At 68.2% G+C, this 19,218-nt stretch carries 19 protein-coding genes; 9 read left to right on the forward strand and 10 right to left on the reverse strand.

From position 1 onward, the window contains the following. Positions 1 to 216: 216 nt before the first annotated feature. Genes AC6LKD_RS27640 through AC6LKD_RS27650 form a run of 3 tightly spaced genes read right to left on the reverse strand, consistent with a single transcriptional unit; the run spans position 217 to position 3,240 of the window. Positions 217 to 1,461: a CaiB/BaiF CoA transferase family protein gene (locus tag AC6LKD_RS27640; RefSeq protein ID WP_498118043.1), complete on the reverse strand. Its 1,245-nt coding sequence runs from the start codon at positions 1,459 to 1,461 to the stop codon at positions 217 to 219. Beyond that, a complete protein-coding gene (locus AC6LKD_RS27645) occupies positions 1,458 to 2,318 on the reverse strand; it encodes a MaoC family dehydratase (RefSeq protein WP_492276015.1) in 861 nt (286 codons plus the stop codon). Before AC6LKD_RS27645 ends, AC6LKD_RS27640 begins: the two co-directional genes overlap by 4 nt. Positions 2,319 to 2,325: 7 nt before the next feature. Beyond that, complete coding sequence (locus AC6LKD_RS27650) at positions 2,326 to 3,240, reverse strand: SDR family NAD(P)-dependent oxidoreductase (protein WP_492276016.1); 915 nt, start codon at positions 3,238 to 3,240, stop codon at positions 2,326 to 2,328. 149 nt (positions 3,241 to 3,389) lie between these two features. On the opposite strand from AC6LKD_RS27650, the gene AC6LKD_RS27655 reads away from it, so the two are divergent. Continuing rightward, positions 3,390 to 4,289: a LysR family transcriptional regulator gene (locus AC6LKD_RS27655; protein ID WP_013391624.1), complete on the forward strand. Its 900-nt coding sequence runs from the start codon at positions 3,390 to 3,392 to the stop codon at positions 4,287 to 4,289. Between the two features lie 128 nt (positions 4,290 to 4,417). Then, complete coding sequence (locus AC6LKD_RS27660) at positions 4,418 to 5,413, forward strand: tripartite tricarboxylate transporter substrate binding protein (protein WP_041652271.1); 996 nt, start codon at positions 4,418 to 4,420, stop codon at positions 5,411 to 5,413. Here the strand turns inward: AC6LKD_RS27660 and AC6LKD_RS27665 are convergent. From AC6LKD_RS27665 to AC6LKD_RS27685, 5 genes are read right to left on the reverse strand one after another with little or no spacing between them, the layout of a single operon-like run. Continuing rightward, positions 5,410 to 6,372, reverse strand: coding sequence for an NAD(P)H-dependent flavin oxidoreductase (locus AC6LKD_RS27665; RefSeq protein WP_013391626.1), 963 nt, complete (start codon positions 6,370 to 6,372; stop codon positions 5,410 to 5,412). The two genes, AC6LKD_RS27660 and AC6LKD_RS27665, sit on opposite strands and share 4 nt — an antisense overlap. A gap of 17 nt (positions 6,373 to 6,389) precedes the next feature. After that, positions 6,390 to 7,364, reverse strand: coding sequence for a Bug family tripartite tricarboxylate transporter substrate binding protein (locus AC6LKD_RS27670; RefSeq protein ID WP_498118044.1), 975 nt, complete (start codon positions 7,362 to 7,364; stop codon positions 6,390 to 6,392). 57 nt (positions 7,365 to 7,421) lie between these two features. Next, a complete protein-coding gene (locus tag AC6LKD_RS27675; RefSeq protein ID WP_498118045.1) occupies positions 7,422 to 8,942 on the reverse strand; it encodes a class I adenylate-forming enzyme family protein in 1,521 nt (506 codons plus the stop codon). Between the two features lie 11 nt (positions 8,943 to 8,953). Then, complete coding sequence (locus AC6LKD_RS27680; protein WP_013391629.1) at positions 8,954 to 10,126, reverse strand: thiolase family protein; 1,173 nt, start codon at positions 10,124 to 10,126, stop codon at positions 8,954 to 8,956. Further along, the gene (locus tag AC6LKD_RS27685; protein WP_041654914.1) at positions 10,123 to 10,527 is read right to left on the reverse strand and encodes a Zn-ribbon domain-containing OB-fold protein; all 405 of its coding nucleotides are present in this window, start codon (positions 10,525 to 10,527) and stop codon (positions 10,123 to 10,125) included. Before AC6LKD_RS27685 ends, AC6LKD_RS27680 begins: the two co-directional genes overlap by 4 nt. A 196-nt stretch (positions 10,528 to 10,723) precedes the next feature. Between AC6LKD_RS27685 and AC6LKD_RS27690 the strand changes: the two genes are divergently transcribed. The 3 genes from AC6LKD_RS27690 to paaG are packed head-to-tail and all read left to right on the forward strand — an operon-like array spanning position 10,724 to position 13,877. Further along, entirely contained in the window at positions 10,724 to 11,914 is a 1,191-nt protein-coding gene (locus tag AC6LKD_RS27690; RefSeq protein ID WP_498118046.1) for an acyl-CoA dehydrogenase family protein, read from the forward strand. 35 nt (positions 11,915 to 11,949) lie between these two features. Next, positions 11,950 to 13,062 (forward strand): acyl-CoA dehydrogenase family protein, encoded by a 1,113-nt coding sequence (locus tag AC6LKD_RS27695; protein ID WP_498118047.1) that lies wholly within the window; start codon positions 11,950 to 11,952, stop codon positions 13,060 to 13,062. Next, positions 13,059 to 13,877, forward strand: coding sequence for a 2-(1,2-epoxy-1,2-dihydrophenyl)acetyl-CoA isomerase PaaG (paaG, locus tag AC6LKD_RS27700; RefSeq protein WP_498118048.1), 819 nt, complete (start codon positions 13,059 to 13,061; stop codon positions 13,875 to 13,877). Before AC6LKD_RS27695 ends, paaG begins: the two co-directional genes overlap by 4 nt. A gap of 16 nt (positions 13,878 to 13,893) precedes the next feature. Here the strand turns inward: paaG and AC6LKD_RS27705 are convergent, their stop codons facing one another. Continuing rightward, a complete protein-coding gene (locus AC6LKD_RS27705; RefSeq protein WP_013391634.1) occupies positions 13,894 to 14,787 on the reverse strand; it encodes a LysR family transcriptional regulator in 894 nt (297 codons plus the stop codon). 150 nt (positions 14,788 to 14,937) lie between these two features. Here AC6LKD_RS27705 and AC6LKD_RS27710 point away from each other — a divergent pair, with 150 nt between their 5' ends. From AC6LKD_RS27710 to AC6LKD_RS27725, 4 genes are read left to right on the forward strand one after another with little or no spacing between them, the layout of a single operon-like run. Further along, positions 14,938 to 15,768 (forward strand): HTD2 family dehydratase, encoded by an 831-nt coding sequence (locus AC6LKD_RS27710; protein ID WP_013391635.1) that lies wholly within the window; start codon positions 14,938 to 14,940, stop codon positions 15,766 to 15,768. Beyond that, the gene (locus AC6LKD_RS27715) at positions 15,765 to 16,958 is read left to right on the forward strand and encodes a CaiB/BaiF CoA transferase family protein (protein WP_013391636.1); all 1,194 of its coding nucleotides are present in this window, start codon (positions 15,765 to 15,767) and stop codon (positions 16,956 to 16,958) included. The genes AC6LKD_RS27710 and AC6LKD_RS27715 overlap by 4 nt, the downstream gene beginning before the upstream one ends. Continuing rightward, positions 16,955 to 17,788, forward strand: a complete 834-nt coding sequence (locus tag AC6LKD_RS27720) for an HpcH/HpaI aldolase/citrate lyase family protein (RefSeq protein WP_013391637.1) — start codon at positions 16,955 to 16,957, stop codon at positions 17,786 to 17,788. Before AC6LKD_RS27715 ends, AC6LKD_RS27720 begins: the two co-directional genes overlap by 4 nt. Positions 17,789 to 17,820: 32 nt before the next feature. Next, entirely contained in the window at positions 17,821 to 18,717 is an 897-nt protein-coding gene (locus tag AC6LKD_RS27725; RefSeq protein ID WP_498118049.1) for a sugar kinase, read from the forward strand. 7 nt (positions 18,718 to 18,724) lie between these two features. On the opposite strand, the gene AC6LKD_RS27730 is transcribed toward AC6LKD_RS27725, so the two are convergent. Then, positions 18,725 to 19,216 carry a 2-amino-4-hydroxy-6-hydroxymethyldihydropteridine diphosphokinase gene (locus AC6LKD_RS27730; protein ID WP_498118050.1) on the reverse strand — a complete coding sequence of 164 codons (492 nt, stop codon included), beginning with the start codon at positions 19,214 to 19,216 and terminating at the stop codon, positions 18,725 to 18,727. Positions 19,217 to 19,218: the final 2 nt, after the last annotated feature.

The raw sequence follows: 19,218 nt of genomic DNA on the forward strand, positions 1-19,218 counted from the left end.
CGTTCGCTCCGGACTGCCCCTTCGTCATCTTCGTCCCCGCCTGCGGCGGCTCCTTCAGATTCCCTCGGGCGCATCGAGGTTGCTCGCCACCCAGGCGCCCGCGACGACGGGCTACTTGTGTCTTGGTCTGGTGCGCTGCTGGAGTTGTGGTCAGGGACGACGTTCTTGTTGCCCGCCATTTCCGGCCGCGCGGGCGGCCGGAAATGACATACGTGATTAATTTGAATGTGATGGTGCTTGCAGCGCGGCGCGGAACGCGGCGATCTCCTGCGGCGTTTTGCCCAGCACCTCGCGCAGCACTTCTTCCGTGTGCTCCCCAAGTAGCGGCGGCGCGCGGCGGTACTCGACCGGCGAGGCCGACAAGCGCAACGGGCTGGCCGTCACCGCTGCCACGCCGCCGGCTGGATGCGGCAGATCGCGCCGCAGCTGCCGCGCCAGCGCTTGCGGATGGGCCTGGGCCTGCGCGATATCGTTGATGGGGCCGCAGGGCACGCCCACGGCCTCCAGCTTGGCGATCCACTCGTCGCGCCGGCCCTGGCGCATGATCTCGGTCAGCAGGCCGACCAGCACCTCGCGGTTGGCCAGGCGCATGCGGTTGGTGGCAAAACGCGGGTCGTCGCCCAGCTCGGGTGCGCCGATGGCGCGGCAGTACGCGCGGTACTGCGATTCGTTGCCGGTGGCGACGATCAGGTGGCCGTCGCTGGCGGCGAACACTTGGTAGGGCACGACGTTCTGGTGCGCGTTGCCGGCGCGCTGGGGCGCGACGCCGGAGTTGAAGTAGTTGGAGTTCTGGTTGGCCAGCATGGCGACGTGGCTGTCCAGCAGGGCGATGTCCAGGTGCTGGCCCAGGCCGCTGTTGTGGCGTTCCTGCAAGGCGGCCAGGATCGCGACGGTGGCGTACATGCCGGTGATGATGTCGGTCACCGCCACGCCGGCCTTTTGCGGGCCGCCGCCGGGCAGGTCGTCGCGTTCGCCGGTGATGCTCATCAGGCCGCCCAAGCCCTGGATCATGAAGTCGTAGCCGGGGTGCTGCGCATAGGGGCCGTCCTGGCCAAAGCCGGTGACCGAGCAATAGATCAGGCGCGGGTTGATCTGTTTGAGGCTGTCGTAGTCCAGGCCGTATTTGGCGAGGCCGCCGACCTTGAAGTTTTCGACCAGGATGTCGCTGGCGGCCGCCAGTTCGCGGATCAGCGCGGCGCCCGCGGGTGTGGCCATGTCGGCCTCTACCGAGCGCTTGTTGCGGTTGGCGCTGAGGTAGTAGGCGGATTCCTCGGTGTCGCGGCCGTCGCCGTCTTTCAGGAAGGGCGGGCCCCAGGCGCGGGTGTCGTCGCCTACGCGGGGACGTTCGATCTTGATGACGTCGGCGCCCAGGTCGGCGAGGTTTTGCGTGCACCAGGGGCCGGCCAGGATGCGCGAGAGGTCCAGCACCCGGATGCCGCTCAAGGCGGGCGGGCGCGTCATGGTTTCAGCTCCGCGGTGCCGTGGCTCAATACGACTATCTTGCGTTCCAGCGCGCGGGCCAGGAAGCGGATCTGGCCGTCGGGCAGGCGCCAGATGTCGCATTGCAGGGTTTCGCCGGGGTACACCGGCGCCGAGAAGCGCGTGTTCAGGCTGACGAGGCGCGAGGCATCGTAGCCGCAGCAGCTTTTGACGATGGCGTGGGCCACTACGCCGTAGGTGCACAGCCCGTGCAGGATGGGTTTGGGATAGCCGGCCTGCCGCGCGACCTCGGGGTCTGCGTGCAACGGATTGCGGTCGGCGTTCAGCCGGTACAGCAAGGCCGCGTTGGCGGGAATGCGGATCTCGCAGCGCAGGTCTGGTTCGCCGTCGGGCGCGGCGGGCAGGGCGGCGGGGCTGTCGTCTCCTGGTCCGAAGCCGCCGTCGCCGCGGCAGAAGGTGCTTTGCCGCAGGGTGGCGAGGCAGGCGCCGTCCTCGCCATGCAGGGTGCGTTCGGTGATGATGATGGCGCCCTTGTCGGCGCCTTTGTCGATCACGTGCGTGTTGCGGCTTTTGCCGATGACGACGCCCGCTGCCGGCAGGGGCGCGTGCATCGTCAGCCGCTGTTCGCCATGCACCACGCGCACCCAGTCTATGCCGGCGCGCGGGTCCCGGACCCAGAAGCCCGGGTAGCCCAGCACCACGCTCATGGTGGGGAAGGACTGCAAGCCTTTTTCGTACACGTAGCGCAGCTGGCCGGCGTCTTCGGGATCCTGCCCCAGGCCTATGCCCAGGGCGTACAGCATGGTGTCTTTCTCGTCGTAGCGCTGGCGCACCTCGTCGAAGCGCCAGTTTTTTACGGTTGCGTAGTCCAGGGGCATGGCGGCCTCAGATGGGGTCCCAGTCGATCACGTCGGGCGAACGCTCCAACGCGTAGAAGTGCTTGCGCATGGCGGGCACCGCGATCTCGGCGATGCGCTCTGGCGTCCACCCGTCGCCGTGATGCACGGTGCGCAGCGGTCGCGGCTGGCTCATCAGCATGATCTCGTTGGCGCGCACCGCGAAGATCTGTGCGGTGACCTCGCTGGCGGCGTCGCTGGCCAGGTAGACGGTCATGGGCGCGACCTTGCCGGCTTCCATCTTCTTCAGCTTTTCGACGCGGGCCTTTTCCTCATCCGTCTCGGCCGGAATGGAACTGGTCATGCGGCTCCAGGCGAACGGCGCAATGCAGTTGGAGCGGACGTTGTAGCGCGCCATGTCCAGCGCGATGGACTTCGACAGGGCCACAATGCCCAGCTTGGCCGCGGCGTAGTTGGCTTGGCCAAAATTTCCGATCAGTCCGGACGTGGAGGTCATGTGCACGAATGCGCCGGACTCCTGTTCGCGGAAGTAGGGCGCCGCCGCGCGGCTCATGAAGAAGGAGCCGTTCAGGTGCACGCCCAGCACCTGGCTCCATTCCTCTTCGCTCATCTTGTGGAAAACCCGGTCGCGCAGATTGCCGGCGTTGTTGACGACGGCGTCGATGCGGCCGAAGGCGTCGATCGCCGTCTGCACGCAGCGGCTGGCGCTGTCGTAGGCGGCCACGCTGTCCGTGTTGGCGACGGCCTGGCCGCCCGCCGCGATGATCTCCTTGACGACCGCTTGCGCGGGGCCTTCCGCGCCGCCTTCGCCGGTGAGCGATACGCCGATGTCGTTCACGACCACCTTGGCGCCGGCCTGCGCCATGGCCAGCGCAATGCTGCGGCCGATGCCGCCGCCCGCGCCGGTAACGATCACTACTTTTCCGGAAACCATGCCGCTCATTGAAGTTGACTCCTGTGCTGCGGCGCGCGCGCCGTGTGGAAAACAGTTCCGCATCAAACGCTCTGGTTCGAGGGGATGCACCATGGTAGATTCGACGAGGCATGCGAAGAATTCAAAATTAGATATGCCCCCCTTCTGCGTGGTGGAACATGAGACACGATCTGACGGACCTGCGTTTGTTTCTGAACGTGGGGGAAACACTCAATCTGACCCGGGCTGCCGAGCGCACCTTCCTATCCCTGCCGGCGGCGAGCGCGCGGGTGAAGAACATGGAAGAGGCCTTCAAGGCCAGGCTGCTGGTGCGCATGGCCACGGGCGTGGCGCTGACGCCGGCGGGCGAAGTGCTGCTCAAGCATGCGAATGCCGTATTCCGGCAGCTGGAATGCCTGAACGCGGACCTGCAGCCCTATGCCAGCGGCCTGAAGGGACGCCTGCGCCTATTGGCCAACACCACGGCCACCAATTCCTTCCTGGCCGATGCGCTGTCCACGTTTCTTGCGGAAAACCCTGATGTGGATGTGGAACTGGAAGAAAAGATTTCTGGCGATATCGTCATTGCCATACGCGCAGGTCAGGGAGATCTGGGGCTGGTGGCGGGCAATATCGATGTGTCCGGCCTGGACGTCACGCCGCTGTTCCGCGATGAGCTCACCGTGGTGACGTCGCTGGATCATCCGCTGGCTGCCTCCGAGTCCGCGCATTTCGCTGACCTGCTGGACGCGTACCAGTTCGTCGGCATCCATCCCGACAGCGCCATCCAGACCTTCCTGGAAGACATCGCCAGCGGCCTGGGCAAGCGCATCTGCCAGCGCGTGCACGTGGGCAGCTTCGAAGCCGTGTGCCGCATGGTGGAGGCGGGCGCGGGGATCGCGGTGGTGCCGCGCGCCTGCGCCGCGCGCTACAGCCGCCCGGACGCGCTGCACGTGCTCAAACTGGATGATCCCTGGGCGCTGCGCGACCGCCTGCTGTGCCGTCAGCGCGGACGCGATCTGCCCAGTTTCGCGGAATGCTTCATCGGACACGTGCAGCGCGCGGCGCGCGGCCTGTAGCGCGTCCCGAAGAGGGGCTTTTGCAAATATGTAGCGGCGGCTCCGCCGGTTCGGCAAATAATAAAAAAGGCGTCAGGCAGCAGTCCTCGAGCTTGGCCGCCCATAAAACCGAGAACCAGGAGACTGCCGTGACCGATCTACTACGCCGCCGCGCCATTGCGGGGCTGGGCGCCGCGTGCGCCGCCGCCGCGCTGCCTGCGCTGTTCCCCGCCATCGCCCGCGCCGCCGCCTGGCCGGCGCATGCCGTGAACTTCATCGTGCCATTCCCCGCGGGCGGGCCCGTGGACACGACCGCGCGCTTTACCACGCAGCCGCTGGGCCAGTTGTGGTCGGTGCCTACGGTGGTGGACAACAAGTCGGGCGCGGGCGGCATCGTGGGCGCGCAGTTCGCGGCCAAGGCCGAGCCCGACGGCTACAACTACTTCTTCGCTTCCATCCACCACGCGGTGCTGCCCAGCCTGCGGGGCAATCTGAGCTACGACATCACCCGGGACTTCGTGCCGGTCGGCATGGCGGCGGTTTTCCCCATCGTGCTGGTGGTGAACGCCGCGCTGCCCGTGAATTCGGTGAGCGAACTGATCGCCTACGCCAAGGCGAACCCGGGCAAGCTGTCGTTCAGCTCGTCGGGTACGGGCGGCGGCACGCATCTGGCCGGCGAGCTCTTCAATGCCATGGCAGGCGTGCGCATCCAGCACGTGCCTTATCGCGGCAGCGCGCCCGCCATGCAGGACCTGCTGGGCGGACAGGTGCAGGTGATGTTCGCCGACGGCCCTTCCGCCGTGCCGCATCTGAAGGGCGGCAAGGTACGCGCCTTGGGCGTGGGCAATCCAACGCGTTCCAGCATGCTGCCCGACGTGCCGACCATCGCCGAGGCGGGACTGCCGGGCTACGAGGCCTACTCGTGGAGCGGCGTGATGGCGCCCAAGGGCACGCCGCCCGACATCGTCAAGCGCGTGAATGCGGACCTGGTGCGGGTGCTGTCGGATCAGGCCACCGCGCAGGGCATGATCGCCGCGGGCGCCGAGCCCAAGCCTGGCACCCCCGAGCAGTTCGGCGATTTTGTGCGCGACGAAATCGCGAAGTGGCGCGACGTCATCAAGACGGCCAACATCAAGCTGGATTAGCGTCGAAGCAGGGCCTCGCGCGCGCCGTGGTATTCGGCTTCCAGCTGATCCACCAGCATCGCGATCGGCAGGACCTCCTGCGCGGCGCCCACGCCCTGGCCCGCGCTCCACACATCTTTCCAGGCCTTGGGCCGGGAACTCTTGTCCATGTTGGCGGGCGGGGCGATGCCGTTCCTGGCGAGCTCCAGTGGGTCCAGGCCCGCGGCCTGGATGCTGGCCGACAGATAGTTCGCGGGCACGCCCGAGAAGTAGGGGGTGTAGGTGACGTCCGCGGCTTGCGCCTGCAGCACCATTTCGCGGTAGGCGTCGCCTGCCAATGATTCCTGGGTGGCGATGAAGCGCGTGCCCATGTAGGCGAAGTCGCAGCCCAGCACTTGCGCGGCCAGGATGTCCTTGCCGTGGCTGATACAGCCGGACAGCGCCAGCGGGCCGTCGTAGAAGGCGCGAATCTCGTTGACCAGCGCGATCGGATTGATCTGGCCGGCATGGCCGCCTGCGCCCGCCGCCACCAGGATCAGGCCGTCGACGCCGGCGTCCAGCGCGCGCTGGGCATGCCGCACGTTGGTGACGTCATGGAACACCAGCCCGCCGTAGCCGTGCGCGGCTGCCACCACGGCTTCGGGCGCATGCAGCGAGGTGATGATGAGCGGCACGCGCCGTTCGGCGCAGATGGCCAGATCACCCTGCCAGCGCGGATTGCTGGGGTGGACGATCAGGTTGACGCCGTAGGGCGCGATGCGAGCGCCGGGCGCGGCCTGGCGCCTGGCGGCGAGGCCGTCTTCGATGCGGGTAAGCCAGTCGTGCAGCTGTTCCTGCGGACGGGCGTTAAGCGAGGGGAAGGTGCCGATGATCCCCGCCGCGCATTGCGCCACCACCAGGTCCGGACCGGAAACCAGGAACATGGGGGCGCCGATGACGGGCAGGCGGGTTTGGGTGTGCAGCGCGAGCGGGGGATTCATCTGGATGCTCCGGGGGGTCAGTTGGCCTGGATGTTGGCGCTTTGGATGACGTCGGACCACAGGGCGTATTCACGGTCGATGCGTGATTGCAGCGCCTTGGAGTCGCCGGTGTTGATGGTGTAGCCGCCGTCGGTCATGGCCTGGCGGAAGGCGGGATCGTTGGAGACCTCGTTCAGCGCGCGGGTCAGGCGGGCAGCGACGGCGTCGGGCAGCTTCTTCGGACCCACCAGCGCGTACCAGCCAACCACCTCGTAGTCCTTCATGCCGGCTTCGACCATGGTGGGCACGTCGGGCAGTTCGGGGTTGCGGGTCTTGGAGGTGACCGCCAGGGCGCGGGCCTTGCCGCTCTTGATGAACGGTATGGCCGTGCTGGTGATGTCGAACATGAAGGTGATCTTGCCGCTGATCACGTCGACCATGGCCGGCGAGTTGCCCCTGTAGGGGACGTGCAGCATGGGCGCGCCTGCCTGCTTTTTCAGCAGTTCCGCCGACAGGTGATTGGAGGCGCCGATGCCGGCCGAGCCGAAGGACACGGCGTCAGGATGGGCGCGGGCGTAGGTGACCAGTTCGCTGACGTTCTTGGCGGGAATCTGCGGACCGATCAGCAGGACGTTGGCGTAGTCCACCACCAGTCCGATCAGCGAGAAGTCCTTGCGCGGATCGAACAGCGTGCTGCGCTGGACCAGCGGCGACATGGTGAGGGTGGGGCTGGCGGCGAAGCCCAGCATGTAGCCGTCCGGCGAGGCCTTGGCGGTGGCGTCCGAGGCGATCATGCCGCTGGCGCCGGCGCGGTTCTCCACCACCACGGACTGGCCCAGCTTGTCGCCCAGGTACTTGGCGAAGACGCGGGCAGTGGTGTCCACGGGGCCGCCTGGGGCATAGCCCACCAGTAGCCGGATGGGGCGTTCGGGATAAGCGTCCGCCTGGGCGCTAGCGGCCGTGGCGAGCGCCGCCGCGGCGGCGGCTGCGGTGAGCAGGGTCTTGATGTTCACGCTGGTGTCTCCTTGTGGGTAAGTGGCGGGTCGTGCAGCGGAACAGCGGGGCCGCGGCTACGCCAGCCTTTCTTTCAGCGGTTGCTTGAGGATCTTGCCGCTGACGGTCGTGGGAATGGTGTCGATGGGGATGATGCGGGCGGGCCGCTTGTACGGCGCCAGTTGCGCGCGCAGATGCAGCATCAGCAGGTTGGTGTCCACCGTGGCGCCGGGCAGGGGCTCCACGAAGGCGATGACTTCCTCGTTCTGGTCGGCGGTGGCGCGGCCCACCACGGCCGACAGGCGCACGCCGGGGAAGGCGTTGATGACGGATTCGACTTCCAGCGGATAGACGTTGAAGCCGGAGCGGATGATCAGGTCCTTGGAGCGGCCCGCGATGTACAGCGCGCCGTGCTCGTCGACGTAGCCGATGTCGCCGGTGTTGAGCCAGCCGCCGGGCAGCAGCGCCTGCGCGGTCTGTTCAGGATTGCGGTAGTAGCCCAGCATGACGCCCGGGCCGCGGATCAGGATGTCGCCGCGCTCGCCGGGCGCGGGCGTGCCGCTGTCGGGGTTGCCGATGCGCATTTCCACGCCTTCGACCGCGTGACCGGCCGAGCAGTCGTCGCGCGGCGCGTCGATGCGGGTGACGAACATGGAACCCGCGTATTCGGTGATGCCGTAGCCGTGGTGCATGGCGACGCCGAAATAGCGCTCGGCGTCGCGCTTGAGCGTGGGGTCCAATGCGGCGCCGCCCGTGTACAGATAGCGCAGGGCCGGCGCCCGCAGCTCCGCGCGCGGCGGCGCCACGGCCATCATGCGGCTGAACATGGTGGGCACGCCCTGGAGGATGCTGACGCCGGGATGAGCCAGGGCCTTGAAGGCGTCCGCGGCGTCGAAGCGGCTGCGCAGCACCAGGCTGGCGCCGGCGTGCACCGTGGCCATCAGCACGGTGGCGATGCCGAAGATGTGCGACATGGGCAGCGCGGCATAGCCGATGTCCTGCGGCGTCAGGCGGCGCGAGGCCGCGGAGACGCGCGCGAAATGCAGCAGGCCGCGATGCGGCACCAGGACGCCCTTGGGTGCGCCCGTGGTGCCGGACGTGTAGATCACGGTGGCGACTTCCGCGGCCGTATCGCCGCTCTCGGCCTGCGTGGGGCCGTCCGCCTTGGCAGCCTGCACGCCAGGTCCCCAGACGTCCGGATCGGCGTCAGCGGCGCCCGCGTGCTCGGCGTGAGCCGCGGCGGCGGGCGAGATGCCGCTGGTGTAGAGCAGCAGTTCAGGCTGCGCATGGCTGCGGATGGCGTCGATCTCGCGCGTGGACAGGCGCGCATTGACGCCCACCGGCCATGCGCCCGCCACGCTGCAGGCGAATAACGCGGCGATCATGGCCGCGCAGTTTTCTCCCGCGATCAGCACGCGGTGTCCGGGACGCACGCCCTGGCTTTCCAGCCAGGCGGCCGCGGCTTGCACGCGGCGCCAGAACTGCGCGTAGCTCAGCTTGCCGCCGCCTTCCTCGTGCAGGAAGGTGGCGTCAGGCCGCAGGCCGGCTTGCTGCGCCAGCAATTGATGGATGCGGGTAAGAGGGGCTGCCGGGGACATGGTTGCGTCGTTCAAAGCGTGGCCTGGGTGCCCAGGATGGCGGTGGATTGGCTGGACAGGGTGCCGCCGTTGCCGTGCACCAGGGCCAGGTGAGCATCGGCGACCTGGCGCGCGCCGCATTCGCGGCGCAGTTGGCGGACGGCCTCGATCATGATGAAGACGCCGTACATGCCGGGATGCACGCAGCACAGCCCGCCGCCGTTGGTGTTGACCGGCAGCGTGCCACCCGGAGCGATGGCGCCGCCGGCGATGAAATCCTTGCTTTCACCCTTGGCGCAGAAGCCCAGGTCTTCCAGGAACAGCAGGGTGTTGATGGTGAAGGCGTCGTATAGCTCCACCACGTCGATGTCCTGGGGCGCCACGCCTGCCATGTCGAAGGCCCGTTTGCCGGATTCGGCGGCGGCGGTCACGGTCAGGTCTTCCATGGACGATATCTGGCGGTTCCAGACCGCGGTGGCATTGCCCAGCACGTAGACCGGCGGGCGCGGCAGGTCGCGGGCGCGCTCGGCGCGCACCAGCACATAGGCGCCCGCGCCGTCGGTCACCAGGCAGCAGTCGCGCACGCTGAGCGGGTCGGACACCATGCGGGCCGAGAGGATTTGCTCCAGCGTGGCGGGCTCGCGCAATTGCGCTTCGGGGTTCAGCTGGGCCCATTGGTTGGCGGCCAGTGCCACTTGCGCCAGGTGCTCGCGGCGCGTGCCGTACTGATGCATGTGGCGCGCGGCGGCCAAGGCATAGGACGACAGCGGGCTCAGCGGCTCGTAGGGTGTTTCGTAGGGCTGCGGATCGAACTGCTTGCGGACCCGGCCGATCTCGGCGCGGCTCAAGGTGGAGGTGCGCTGCGTGCTGCCGTAGCAGACCAGCACCGCGTTGCACTGGCCGGAGGCCAGCGCATGCAGCGCCGGCAGCAGGTGCGCCACGAAGCTGGAGCCGCCCAGCATGGTGCTGTCGATGAATGTCGGACGGATGCCCAGATGTTCGATCACCGGCATGGCCCACATGGGCGCGGCCACGCTGGCGGTGCAGATGCCGTCGATGTCGCGCATGCTGAGGCCGGCGTCCGCGACCGCGCGCTGCGCGGCCTGCACCAGGATTTCCATTTCGGTGTAGCCCGTGGCCTGACCCAGGCCCGCGTGGCCGACGCCCGCTACCGCCACGGCGCCGCGCAAATCGTTCAGCGTCATGGCGCCTCCTTGTTGGGAATGAAGACCACCAGGCCGTGACCGGCCTGCTGTGTTACCTGCGCGCGCACCTGCATGCCGATATGCACGGCGTCTGGCGCCACGCCCTCGACCCGGCTCATCAGCCTGACGCCTTCCCGCAGGTCGATCAGCGCCACGTTGTAGTCGCCGCCCGCCTCGGGCTTGCGGCGCACCACGGTGGTGGAATAGACCTCGCCGCGCCCGTCGGGCGTGGCCCAGGCGAGCTTGTCCGCGCCGCAATGGGGGCAGATCATGCGGGGATAGAACACCGCGCGGTCACAGCCGGCGCAATGCTGGATGAGGAAGCGGCCTTGGTCCAGCGCCTGGCGGTACTGCGCTTCGACGCCTTGCGGCGCGGCAGCCTGGTGATCGGGAACGGTCATGATGCCTACGGGTTCCAGTGGATGACGCTTGCAAGTGTCGGCACTGGCGGCGGGTTCGGCCATTCTTCATTGCTGAAGCTGGCCTTCTGCCGGCCCGTAGTGGGGCGCCCTATGTCCAGCGCGAAGCCCGTCTTCGGAAGAGGCAGATTGTTCGGTGCGCCGGGCCGTGGCTAGATAGCGGAAAAGGAGCCCGACCATGAATCTGACCTGGACGCCGCAGGAGCGGCTATTCCGCGAAGAAGTGCGCGCCTTCGCCACGGACAAGCTGCCGCAGGACATCCGCGACAAGGTGCTGCGGCACCAGCGGCTGGAGCGCGATGACTATGTGCGCTGGCACAACATCCTGGCCGACCAGGGCTGGGGCGCGCCGAACTGGCCCGTCGAACATGGCGGCACCGGCTGGAACGCCTTGCAGCGGCTGATTTTCGAGGTGGAATGCTTCAAGGCCGGCGCACCGCGCCTGTTGCCCTTCGGCTTGTCCATGATCGGCCCGGTCCTGATGAAGTACGGCAGCGCCGAGCAGCAGGCCAGCCTCCTGCCGCGCATCATCCGCGTCGAGGACTGGTGGTGCCAGGGCTATTCCGAGCCGGGCTCGGGGTCCGATCTTGCCTCGCTCTCGACCCGCGCGGTGCGCGATGGCGACGATTACATTGTCAACGGCCAGAAGACCTGGACCACGCTGGCGCAGTACGCCGACTGGATGTTCTGCCTGGTCCGCACCGATCCCGAGGCCCGCGCGCAGCGCGGTATTTCGATGCTGCTGCTGGACATGCGTACGCCGGGCGTGACCGTGCGTCCCATCCGTACGCTGGACGGCGGACACGACGTGAACGAGGTCTGGCTGGAAAACGTGCGCGTGCCGGCGGCCAATCTGGTGGGCGTGGAGAACCAGGGCTGGACTTATGCCAAGTACCTGCTGGGCCATGAACGCACCGGCATCGCGGGCCTGGGCCATTGTCACCGTGAGCTGGGCATCCTCAAGCGCATGGCTGCCGACGCGAGTTCCCGCGGCAAGCCGCTGCTTTCGGACAGCCGGTTCCGCGACCGCATTTCGCGCATCGAGGTCGACATCATGGCGCTGGAAATGCTGCTGCTGCGCGTGGCGTCCAGCAACGACGGCACGCCGGGGCCGGAAGCCTCGGTGCTGAAGATCCGCGGCTCCGAGATCCAGCAGGACCTGGCCATGTTGCAGATGGAGGTGGCGGGGCCGGATGCCTGGCCCTACGACCCCGATTGGCTGGAGGCCGGCAACGGCTACAGCGGCCCGGGACCGGAAATGGCGGCCGCGGCCGGCGCGGGCTATGCCGATATGCGCAAGACCTCGATCTACGGCGGCACCACCGAAGTGCAGAAGGGCATCATCGCCCGCCTGGTGCTGGGCCTGTAGGCCCGGTCTCGCGCAACCCGACAGGAATACGACGCATGGATTTCATCTATACCGAAGAACAGCGCATGCTGGCCGACAGCCTGCGGCGCCTGGTGGACCAGGAATGGACGCACGCGCGCCGCCGCGCCCGCCAGGCTGCGGGCAAGCTGGATGCCGACGCGTGGGCCGCGCTGGCGGAGCTGGGCGTGCTGGGCCTGACCATTCCGCAGGATTTCGGCGGGTTCGGCGAAGTGCCGGCCAGCCTGCTGCCGGTGCATGTGGAACTGGGCCGCGGGCTGGTGTCCGAGCCGGTCATCCCCAGCGCGGTCATGGGCGCGGCGCTGCTGGACGCCTGCGGCGGCGAGGCGCGCGGCCTGTGGCTGCCGGCCATCGCCTCGGGCGACGCCATCGTCAGCGTGGCGTACCAGGAACCCGGCCGCCGCTATGACGCCGATCCGCGCGATTGCCGCGCCGCCAAGACCGCCGAAGGCTGGCGCCTGGACGGCGTCAAGCATCTGGTCTGGCACGGCGCCGCGGCCACGGCATGGTTGGTCAGCGCGCGCGGCGATGACGGCCAGGCCTTGCTGCTGGCGGTGCCGGCCGGCACGGCGGGCGTGCAGATCACCGACACGCCCACGCTGGACGGCGCGCGCTGCGCCCGGCTGGAGCTGAAGGCGGTCAGCCTGCCGCCCGATGCCTTGCTGGCCGAAGGCGCCGCCGCGGACGAGGCCCTGGCCCAGGCGCTGCAGTGGGGCACGGCCGCGCTGTGCGCGCATGCGGCGGGCGCGATGGAGCGGTTGCTGGAGATCACCGTCGACTATCTCAAGGCGCGCAAGCAGTTCGGCCAGCCGCTGGCCTCGTTCCAGGCCTTGCAGCATCGTCTGGCGGAGATGCTGGTGGCCAAGGAGCTGGCTTTGTCCATGGCCTATGTGGCGGTGGCGGCGCTGACCGAAACCGACGCTGCCCAGCGCCGCCGCATGATCGCGTCGGCCAAGCTGGAGGCCGCGCGCGCCGGACGCCTGGTGGCGCAGATGGCGGTGCAGCTGCATGGCGGCATGGGCATGACCGACGAACTGGACGTGGGCGACTACTTCAAGCGGCTTACCGTGGTGGACCAGTTGCTGGGCGATACCGCCGAGCAACTGGCCGTGCTGGAGGAACTGGCATGAGCGCGACGGCGACCCAGGCCGACGACGGCTACACCCAGATCCGCTTCACGCTGGAACGGGGCGTGGGCGTCATCACCCTGAACCGGCCCGACCGGCTGAATAGTTTCACGGAAGTGATGCATGCCGAACTGGCGCGAGCGCTGGACGTGATGGAGTCCGACAGCGGCCTGCGCGGCCTGATCATCACCGGCGCCGGGCGGGGTTTTTGCGCGGGCCAGGATCTCGGCGAGCGCAAGCCGGCCGAGGACGGCGAACGCCGCGATCTGAGCCTGATCCTGGAAAAATGCTATCGGCCCCTGATCACCCGGCTGCGCGCCTTGCCCGTGCCGGTGGTGTGCGTGATGAACGGCGTCGCGGCGGGGGCGGGCGCCAGCCTGGCGCTGGCTTGCGACGTGGTGTTCGCGGTGGAGTCGGCGCGCTTCATCCAGGCCTTCAGCAAGATCGGTTTGCTGCCGGATGCCGGCGGCACCTGGTTCCTGCCGCGCCTGGTGGGCTCCGCCCGGGCCATGGGCGCGGCGCTGTTTGGCGAAGCGCTCAGCGCCCGGCAGGCGGAAGCATGGGGGCTGATCTGGCGCGTGGTGCCGGACGAGGCACTGGCGGCGACGGTGGCGGAAGTCAACGATACGCTGGCGGCCGGTCCTACCCGCGCCTATGCGGCCACCAAGGCCGCGCTGCACGCTTCCAGCGGCAATACGCTGGCGCAGCAGTTCGATCTCGAATGCCGCTTGCAGCGCGAACTGGGCTACACCGACGACTACCTGGAAGGCATGCGGGCGTTCGCGCAAAAGCGCCCGCCGGCATTCACCGGCACCTGAGGCTGGCGGGCGGCCTTCAGGGCGCCCGCGGCGCCTGGATCTGTTCGATGAGTTCGCGCGCGCAGCCCGGCAGGGCGTCTATGTCGCGCACCAGCAGCTTGCGTTCGCGCACCACCCAGGGTTCGTCCAGCTCGACCACGCGCAGTTTCATGTCGGCGCCATAGCGCCGCGCCGCGGAGTCGGGGATGACGCCGATGCCCACGCCTGCCTGCACCATCCGGCAGATGGAATCGAAGCTGTAGAGCTGGATGCGCTGGGGCAGGCGCTGGCCGACCTGGTCCAGCTGGTCGCGCAGGAAGGCGACCAGGGTGGAGCCTTCGTGCATGGTGATGAAGGGATAGCGCACGGCCTCGGCCAGCTTGATCTTTTCCTGGTCCTGCAGCGGATGGCCGTTGGGCACCACCAGCACCAGCTTGTCGGTGCTGAAGTGGATGGTCTGTAGATCGGGGGCGTCCACCGGGCCGGCCACGATGCCCAGGTCGGTGGTGCCGTCCAGCACGCCGCGCACGATATCGCGGGTCAGGCGTTCCTGCAGGTCCACGGTGACGCCGGGGTGCGCCGACAGGAATTGCGCCAGGATATCCGGCATGAACTCCGTGACCGCCGTGGTGTTGGCGAAGATGCGGATGTGGCCGGCGTCGCCGTCGGCCTGTTCCTGGAAGTCATGTTTCAGGTGGTCCACCTGGCGCATGATGACTCGCGCGTGCTGCAGCAGCTTCTGGCCCGCAGGCGTGATTTCCACGCCGCGGCTGTCGCGGTACAGCAGGCGGGTATTGAGCTGGTTCTCCAGTGCCTTGATGCGCACGCTGACGGCCGCCAGGGACAGGTGCGCCCGCTTGGCAGCCTGGGTCAGGCTGGGGGATTCGGCGATGTGGATGAACAGGCGTAGGTCGGCGAGGTCGAAGTGCATGGGCCATATATTACGGCGCGCGACGGCGGGCCGGGAGGCGGATGCCCGATTCAGGCGGCGCAAACCCCGCCTTGAGCAAAAACGAATTCACAAGCGGGACGGCTTGCGGGCATGCTTCAGTCTGTAAAAACCCCAGCAGAGGATATCGGCATGACATCTACAGATCCGGCCGCATGGATCGGCAGCGGTGAACGCAAGACGGACGCCATGGACCCCGGCCATGCCGCGCGCATCGCGGCCACCCTGGGCGGCCCCGCGCCGGCCCAGGGCGATGCCTTGCCGCCGCTGTGGCAATGGGCGTTCTTCATCTCCACGGTGGACATGGACGGGCTGGGGACGGATGGCCATCCGGCGCGCGGCGGCTTCCTGCCGCCGGCCCAGGACCGCAACCGCATGTGGGCGGGCGGCCGGGTGGAGTTCCGCCAGCCGCTGAAGGTCGGCGTGCCCGCGGAACGCGAGTCCACCGTGATCGACGTCAAGGAAAAAGCGGGGCGCACCGGCGCGCTGCTGTTCGTGACGGTGCGGCACGAATTCCGCCAGGAAGGCGTAGTGGCCATCCACGAAGAACAGGACATCGTCTACCGTCAGCCGACCCCGCCCAAGCTCAGCGGCAGCGAGCCCGCGCCGCAGGCGCAGTGGCGCGATACCGTCGAGCCGTCGCCGGTGCTGCTGTTCCGCTATTCGGCGGTGACCTTCAACGGCCATCGCATCCATTACGACCATCCCTACGTGACCGGGACCGAGGGCTATCCCGGACTGGTGGTGCACGGTCCGCTGATCGCCACGGAGATGGTCGCCGCTTTTACCCGGGCGCACCCGCAGGCGCGCCTGACCCATCTGGCGTATCGCGGCCTGCGTCCGCTGATTGCGCCCACGCCCTTCCAGGTGGCTGGCCGCTTGACCGAACCGGGCGTGGCCCAGCTCTGGGCCGAGCAGGACGGCACGCTGGCCCACCAAGCTGAACTGAGGTTTACCGAATGAGCATCGAGGCCCCCCGTCCCCTGGACGGCATCACCGTCGTCAGCCTGGAACACGCCATTGCCGCGCCGTTCTGCACCCGCCAGCTGGCGGACATGGGCGCGCGCGTCATCAAGATCGAACGCCCCGGTGGCGGCGACTTCGCCCGCGGCTACGACGAGCGCGTGCGCGGCCTGTCCTCGCATTTCGTCTGGACCAACCGGTCCAAGGAAAGCCTGACGCTGGACCTCAAGCGCGAGGAGGCGGGCGGCGTGATGGAGCGCCTGCTGGAGACGGCCGACGTGCTGGTGCAGAATCTGGCGCCAGGCGCCGCCGCGCGCCTGGGCCTGTCTTTTGATGCCCTGCACAAAAAGTACCCGCGCCTGATCGTCTGCGACATCTCGGGCTACGGCGAGGGCGGGCCCTACCAGGACAAGAAGGCCTACGACCTGCTGATCCAGAGCGAAAGTGGCTTCCTGTCGGTGACCGGTACCAAGGACGATCCGGTCAAGGCCGGCTGTTCCATCGCCGACATCTCCGCCGGCATGTACGCCTATTCCGCGATCCTGAACGCCTTGCTGCTACGGCAGAAAACGGGCCTGGGCAGCCGCCTGGACGTCTCCATGCTGGAAAGCATGGTCGAGTGGATGGGATTCCCCATGTATTACGCGTTCGAGGGCGGCACGCCGCCTGTGCGCGCGGGCGCGGCGCACGCGTCCATCTATCCCTACGGCCCGTTCCCCGTGGGCGACGGCGCCACCATCATGCTGGGCCTGCAGAACGAGCGCGAGTGGCGCGTGTTCTGCGCCCAGGTGCTGCGCCAGGCGGAACTGGCGGAAGACCCGCGCTTCATCTCCAATTCGCTGCGTACCGCCAACCGCGATGACTTGCGCGCGCTGATCGTGGCTGCGTTCGCCGACTTGTCCATCGAACAGGTGACGCAGCGGCTGGAAGACGCGCAGATCGCCAACGCTCGCGTCAACGACATGGCTGGCGTCTGGGCGCACCCGCAGCTACAGGCCCGCGGCCGCTGGAGCCAGGTCGACAGCCCCGCAGGCGTTCTGCCCGCGCTGCTGCCCCCGGCCAGCAGCAACGCCTTCGCGCCGCGTATGGCGGCGGTGCCCGCGGTGGGCCAAAACACCGATGCGGTGCTAGCATCATTGGGATACGCGCCCGATCAGGTGGCGCAGTTCCATGCATCGGAGGTCGTGTGACGCATCCCGTTGTCCGTAGCGCGCTGTTCGTGCCGGCTTCGCGCCCCGAGCGCATTCCCAAGGCGCTGGCGGCCGGGGCCGACGCCGTCATTGTCGATCTGGAAGATGCGGTGGAGCATCTGGCCAAGGCCTCCGCGCGGGAAGCGCTGTGCGATTTCCTGGGGACGAATCCCGGCGCGCGGCTGTGGGTGCGGATCAACGATGCCTCTACCTCCTGGCACGACGACGACCTCAAGGCCTGCCGCGGCAAGCCCGGGGTGGCCGGCGTGCTGCTGCCCAAGGCCGAAAGCCTGGCGCAGGTGCGCCACGTGGTCCAGGCGGGGCTGCGCGTGATTCCCATCCTGGAAAGCGCCCAGGGCATACTCAATGTTGCTGAGGTCGCCGCCACCCCCGGGGTCGAGCGCCTGGCGTTCGGCAGCCTGGATTACGGCCTGGACTTGGGATTGACACCCGATACGCCGGGCGCGGAAACGGTACTGGACCAGGCGCGCGTGCAGGTGCTGCTGCACAGCCGCGCGGCCGGCCTGGCGCCGGCCCTGGACGGCGTGTTCCCGGGCGTCCAGGATCAGTCCGGGCTGGCGCACGCCGCGGCTCGCGCGCAGCAGATGGGGTTCGGCGGCATGCTGTGCATCCATCCCACGCAGGTGCCGGTGATCCATGCGGCCTTCGTGCCTGCGGCGCAGGAACTGGCATGGGCGCGCCGCGTCATCGCCACGCACCGCGACACCTCGGCCGGCACCTTCATGCTGGACGGCAAGATGGTCGACGCGCCCGTCATCGCGCGCGCGCGGCTGGTGCTGGCGCAGGCGGGCGAAACCACCGGTTTCTAGGCCGGTTCCGATCACTTCTTTCCGGCAGGTCTATGAGCGAAACGCTCTTCATCGGACATACTTATATCGACGTCACCGTGCTGGCGGACGAGTGGCCCACGGGCGATGAAAAAAGCGTGGCGCGCGACTACGCTGTGTCTTTCGGCGGCAATGCCGTAACGGCCGCGTTCGCCTGCGCGCGGCTGGGCACGCCGCCCGATCTGATCTGCTCGCTGGCTTCGGACTGGCTGGGCCACATGTACACGGACATGGCGGCGGCGCACGGGGTGTCGCTGCATGCGCGCAAGGTGGGCCGGTCGTCCCTGTCCTTCATCATGCCCAATCACGGCAAGCGCGCCATCGTGCGCGCGCGCGATGTGGATTACCTGAACGATTTTCCCAGGCTGGACATCGGCGGCTATCGCGCCCTGCACCTGGACGGCCATCAACCGGACGCAGCCCTGCATTACGCGCAGGCCTGCAGGCAGGCGGGCGTGCTGACCTCGCTGGATGGCGGGGGCGTGCGCGAGAACACCGATGAATTGCTGCGCTATATCGACGTGGCGGTCTGCGCGGAGCGCATGTGCGAACAGTTGGGGCTCACGCCGCAGGGGCTGCTGGATCTGCTGAAGGCCCGCGGCTGCCGCATAGGCGCCGTGACCATGGGCGAGCGCGGCATGCTCTGGTACGACGAAGCGGGGACAGTGGCGGTGCTGCCCGCGCTGGAGGTGCCGGCCGCCAGCATCGTCGATACCTCGGGGGCCGGGGACGTGTTCCACGGCGCCTACGTCTGGTCCTATCTGAACCGTCCGGAGTTGCCCTGGGTGGAGCACTTCACGTTCGCGCGCGCCGCCTCGTCCCATAAGATCCAGCATCTGGGCAATGAAGCGGGCCTGCCGCGGGTCGAGGATGTGGAGCGCGCGCTGATGGCCTACGCGCCGAAGGAGTAGCGGGCGCTCAGTCCGCGATGCGTGCTATCGGCTGGTCGTGGATCGTGCCGATCCAGTGGTCGATGAGCTTGCCTTGCAGCGACAGCCCGGGAGCCAGATCGCGCAAGGGCATCAGCACGAAGGCGCGCAGATGCATGCGGGGATGCGGCAGAACCAGCCGCTCATGGTCCAGCGCGGTGTCGCCATACAGCAGCAGGTCCAGGTCCAGCGTGCGCGGCGCGTTCTTGTAGGGCCGTTCGCGGCCATGCAGGTTTTCCAGCGCCTGCAACACGTCCAGCAGGGCCAGCGGCGCCAGGCGCGTGTCCAGCGCCGCTACCGCATTGGTGAAATCCGGTCCCGAGGCTTCCACCGGCGCGGTGCGATAGAACGGCGATGCCGTCACCGCCACGATGCCGTCGGTTTCCTTCAATTCGGCCAAGACACGGCGCAGGGTTGCTGCGCCGTCGCCCAGATTGGCGCCCAGGCCGACATAGGCGCGGACGAGGGCTGTTGCGGACATGG

It is taken from the genome of Achromobacter sp. D7-1 (genome assembly GCF_059760445.1).

Coding starts and splice junctions, on each gene's coding strand:
- AC6LKD_RS27640 (WP_498118043.1), bottom strand. CDS start 1,461: ATGACGCGCCCGCCCGCCTTGAGCGGCATCCGGGTGCTGGACCTCTCG.
- AC6LKD_RS27645 (WP_492276015.1), bottom strand. CDS start 2,318: ATGCCCCTGGACTACGCAACCGTAAAAAACTGGCGCTTCGACGAGGTG.
- AC6LKD_RS27650 (WP_492276016.1), bottom strand. CDS start 3,240: ATGAGCGGCATGGTTTCCGGAAAAGTAGTGATCGTTACCGGCGCGGGC.
- AC6LKD_RS27655 (WP_013391624.1), top strand. CDS start 3,390: ATGAGACACGATCTGACGGACCTGCGTTTGTTTCTGAACGTGGGGGAA.
- AC6LKD_RS27665 (WP_013391626.1), bottom strand. CDS start 6,372: ATGAATCCCCCGCTCGCGCTGCACACCCAAACCCGCCTGCCCGTCATC.
- AC6LKD_RS27675 (WP_498118045.1), bottom strand. CDS start 8,942: ATGTCCCCGGCAGCCCCTCTTACCCGCATCCATCAATTGCTGGCGCAG.
- AC6LKD_RS27680 (WP_013391629.1), bottom strand. CDS start 10,126: ATGACGCTGAACGATTTGCGCGGCGCCGTGGCGGTAGCGGGCGTCGGC.
- AC6LKD_RS27685 (WP_041654914.1), bottom strand. CDS start 10,527: ATGACCGTTCCCGATCACCAGGCTGCCGCGCCGCAAGGCGTCGAAGCG.
- AC6LKD_RS27690 (WP_498118046.1), top strand. CDS start 10,724: ATGAATCTGACCTGGACGCCGCAGGAGCGGCTATTCCGCGAAGAAGTG.
- AC6LKD_RS27695 (WP_498118047.1), top strand. CDS start 11,950: ATGGATTTCATCTATACCGAAGAACAGCGCATGCTGGCCGACAGCCTG.
- paaG (WP_498118048.1), top strand. CDS start 13,059: ATGAGCGCGACGGCGACCCAGGCCGACGACGGCTACACCCAGATCCGC.
- AC6LKD_RS27705 (WP_013391634.1), bottom strand. CDS start 14,787: ATGCACTTCGACCTCGCCGACCTACGCCTGTTCATCCACATCGCCGAA.
- AC6LKD_RS27710 (WP_013391635.1), top strand. CDS start 14,938: ATGACATCTACAGATCCGGCCGCATGGATCGGCAGCGGTGAACGCAAG.
- AC6LKD_RS27715 (WP_013391636.1), top strand. CDS start 15,765: ATGAGCATCGAGGCCCCCCGTCCCCTGGACGGCATCACCGTCGTCAGC.
- AC6LKD_RS27725 (WP_498118049.1), top strand. CDS start 17,821: ATGAGCGAAACGCTCTTCATCGGACATACTTATATCGACGTCACCGTG.
- AC6LKD_RS27730 (WP_498118050.1), bottom strand. CDS start 19,216: ATGTCCGCAACAGCCCTCGTCCGCGCCTATGTCGGCCTGGGCGCCAAT.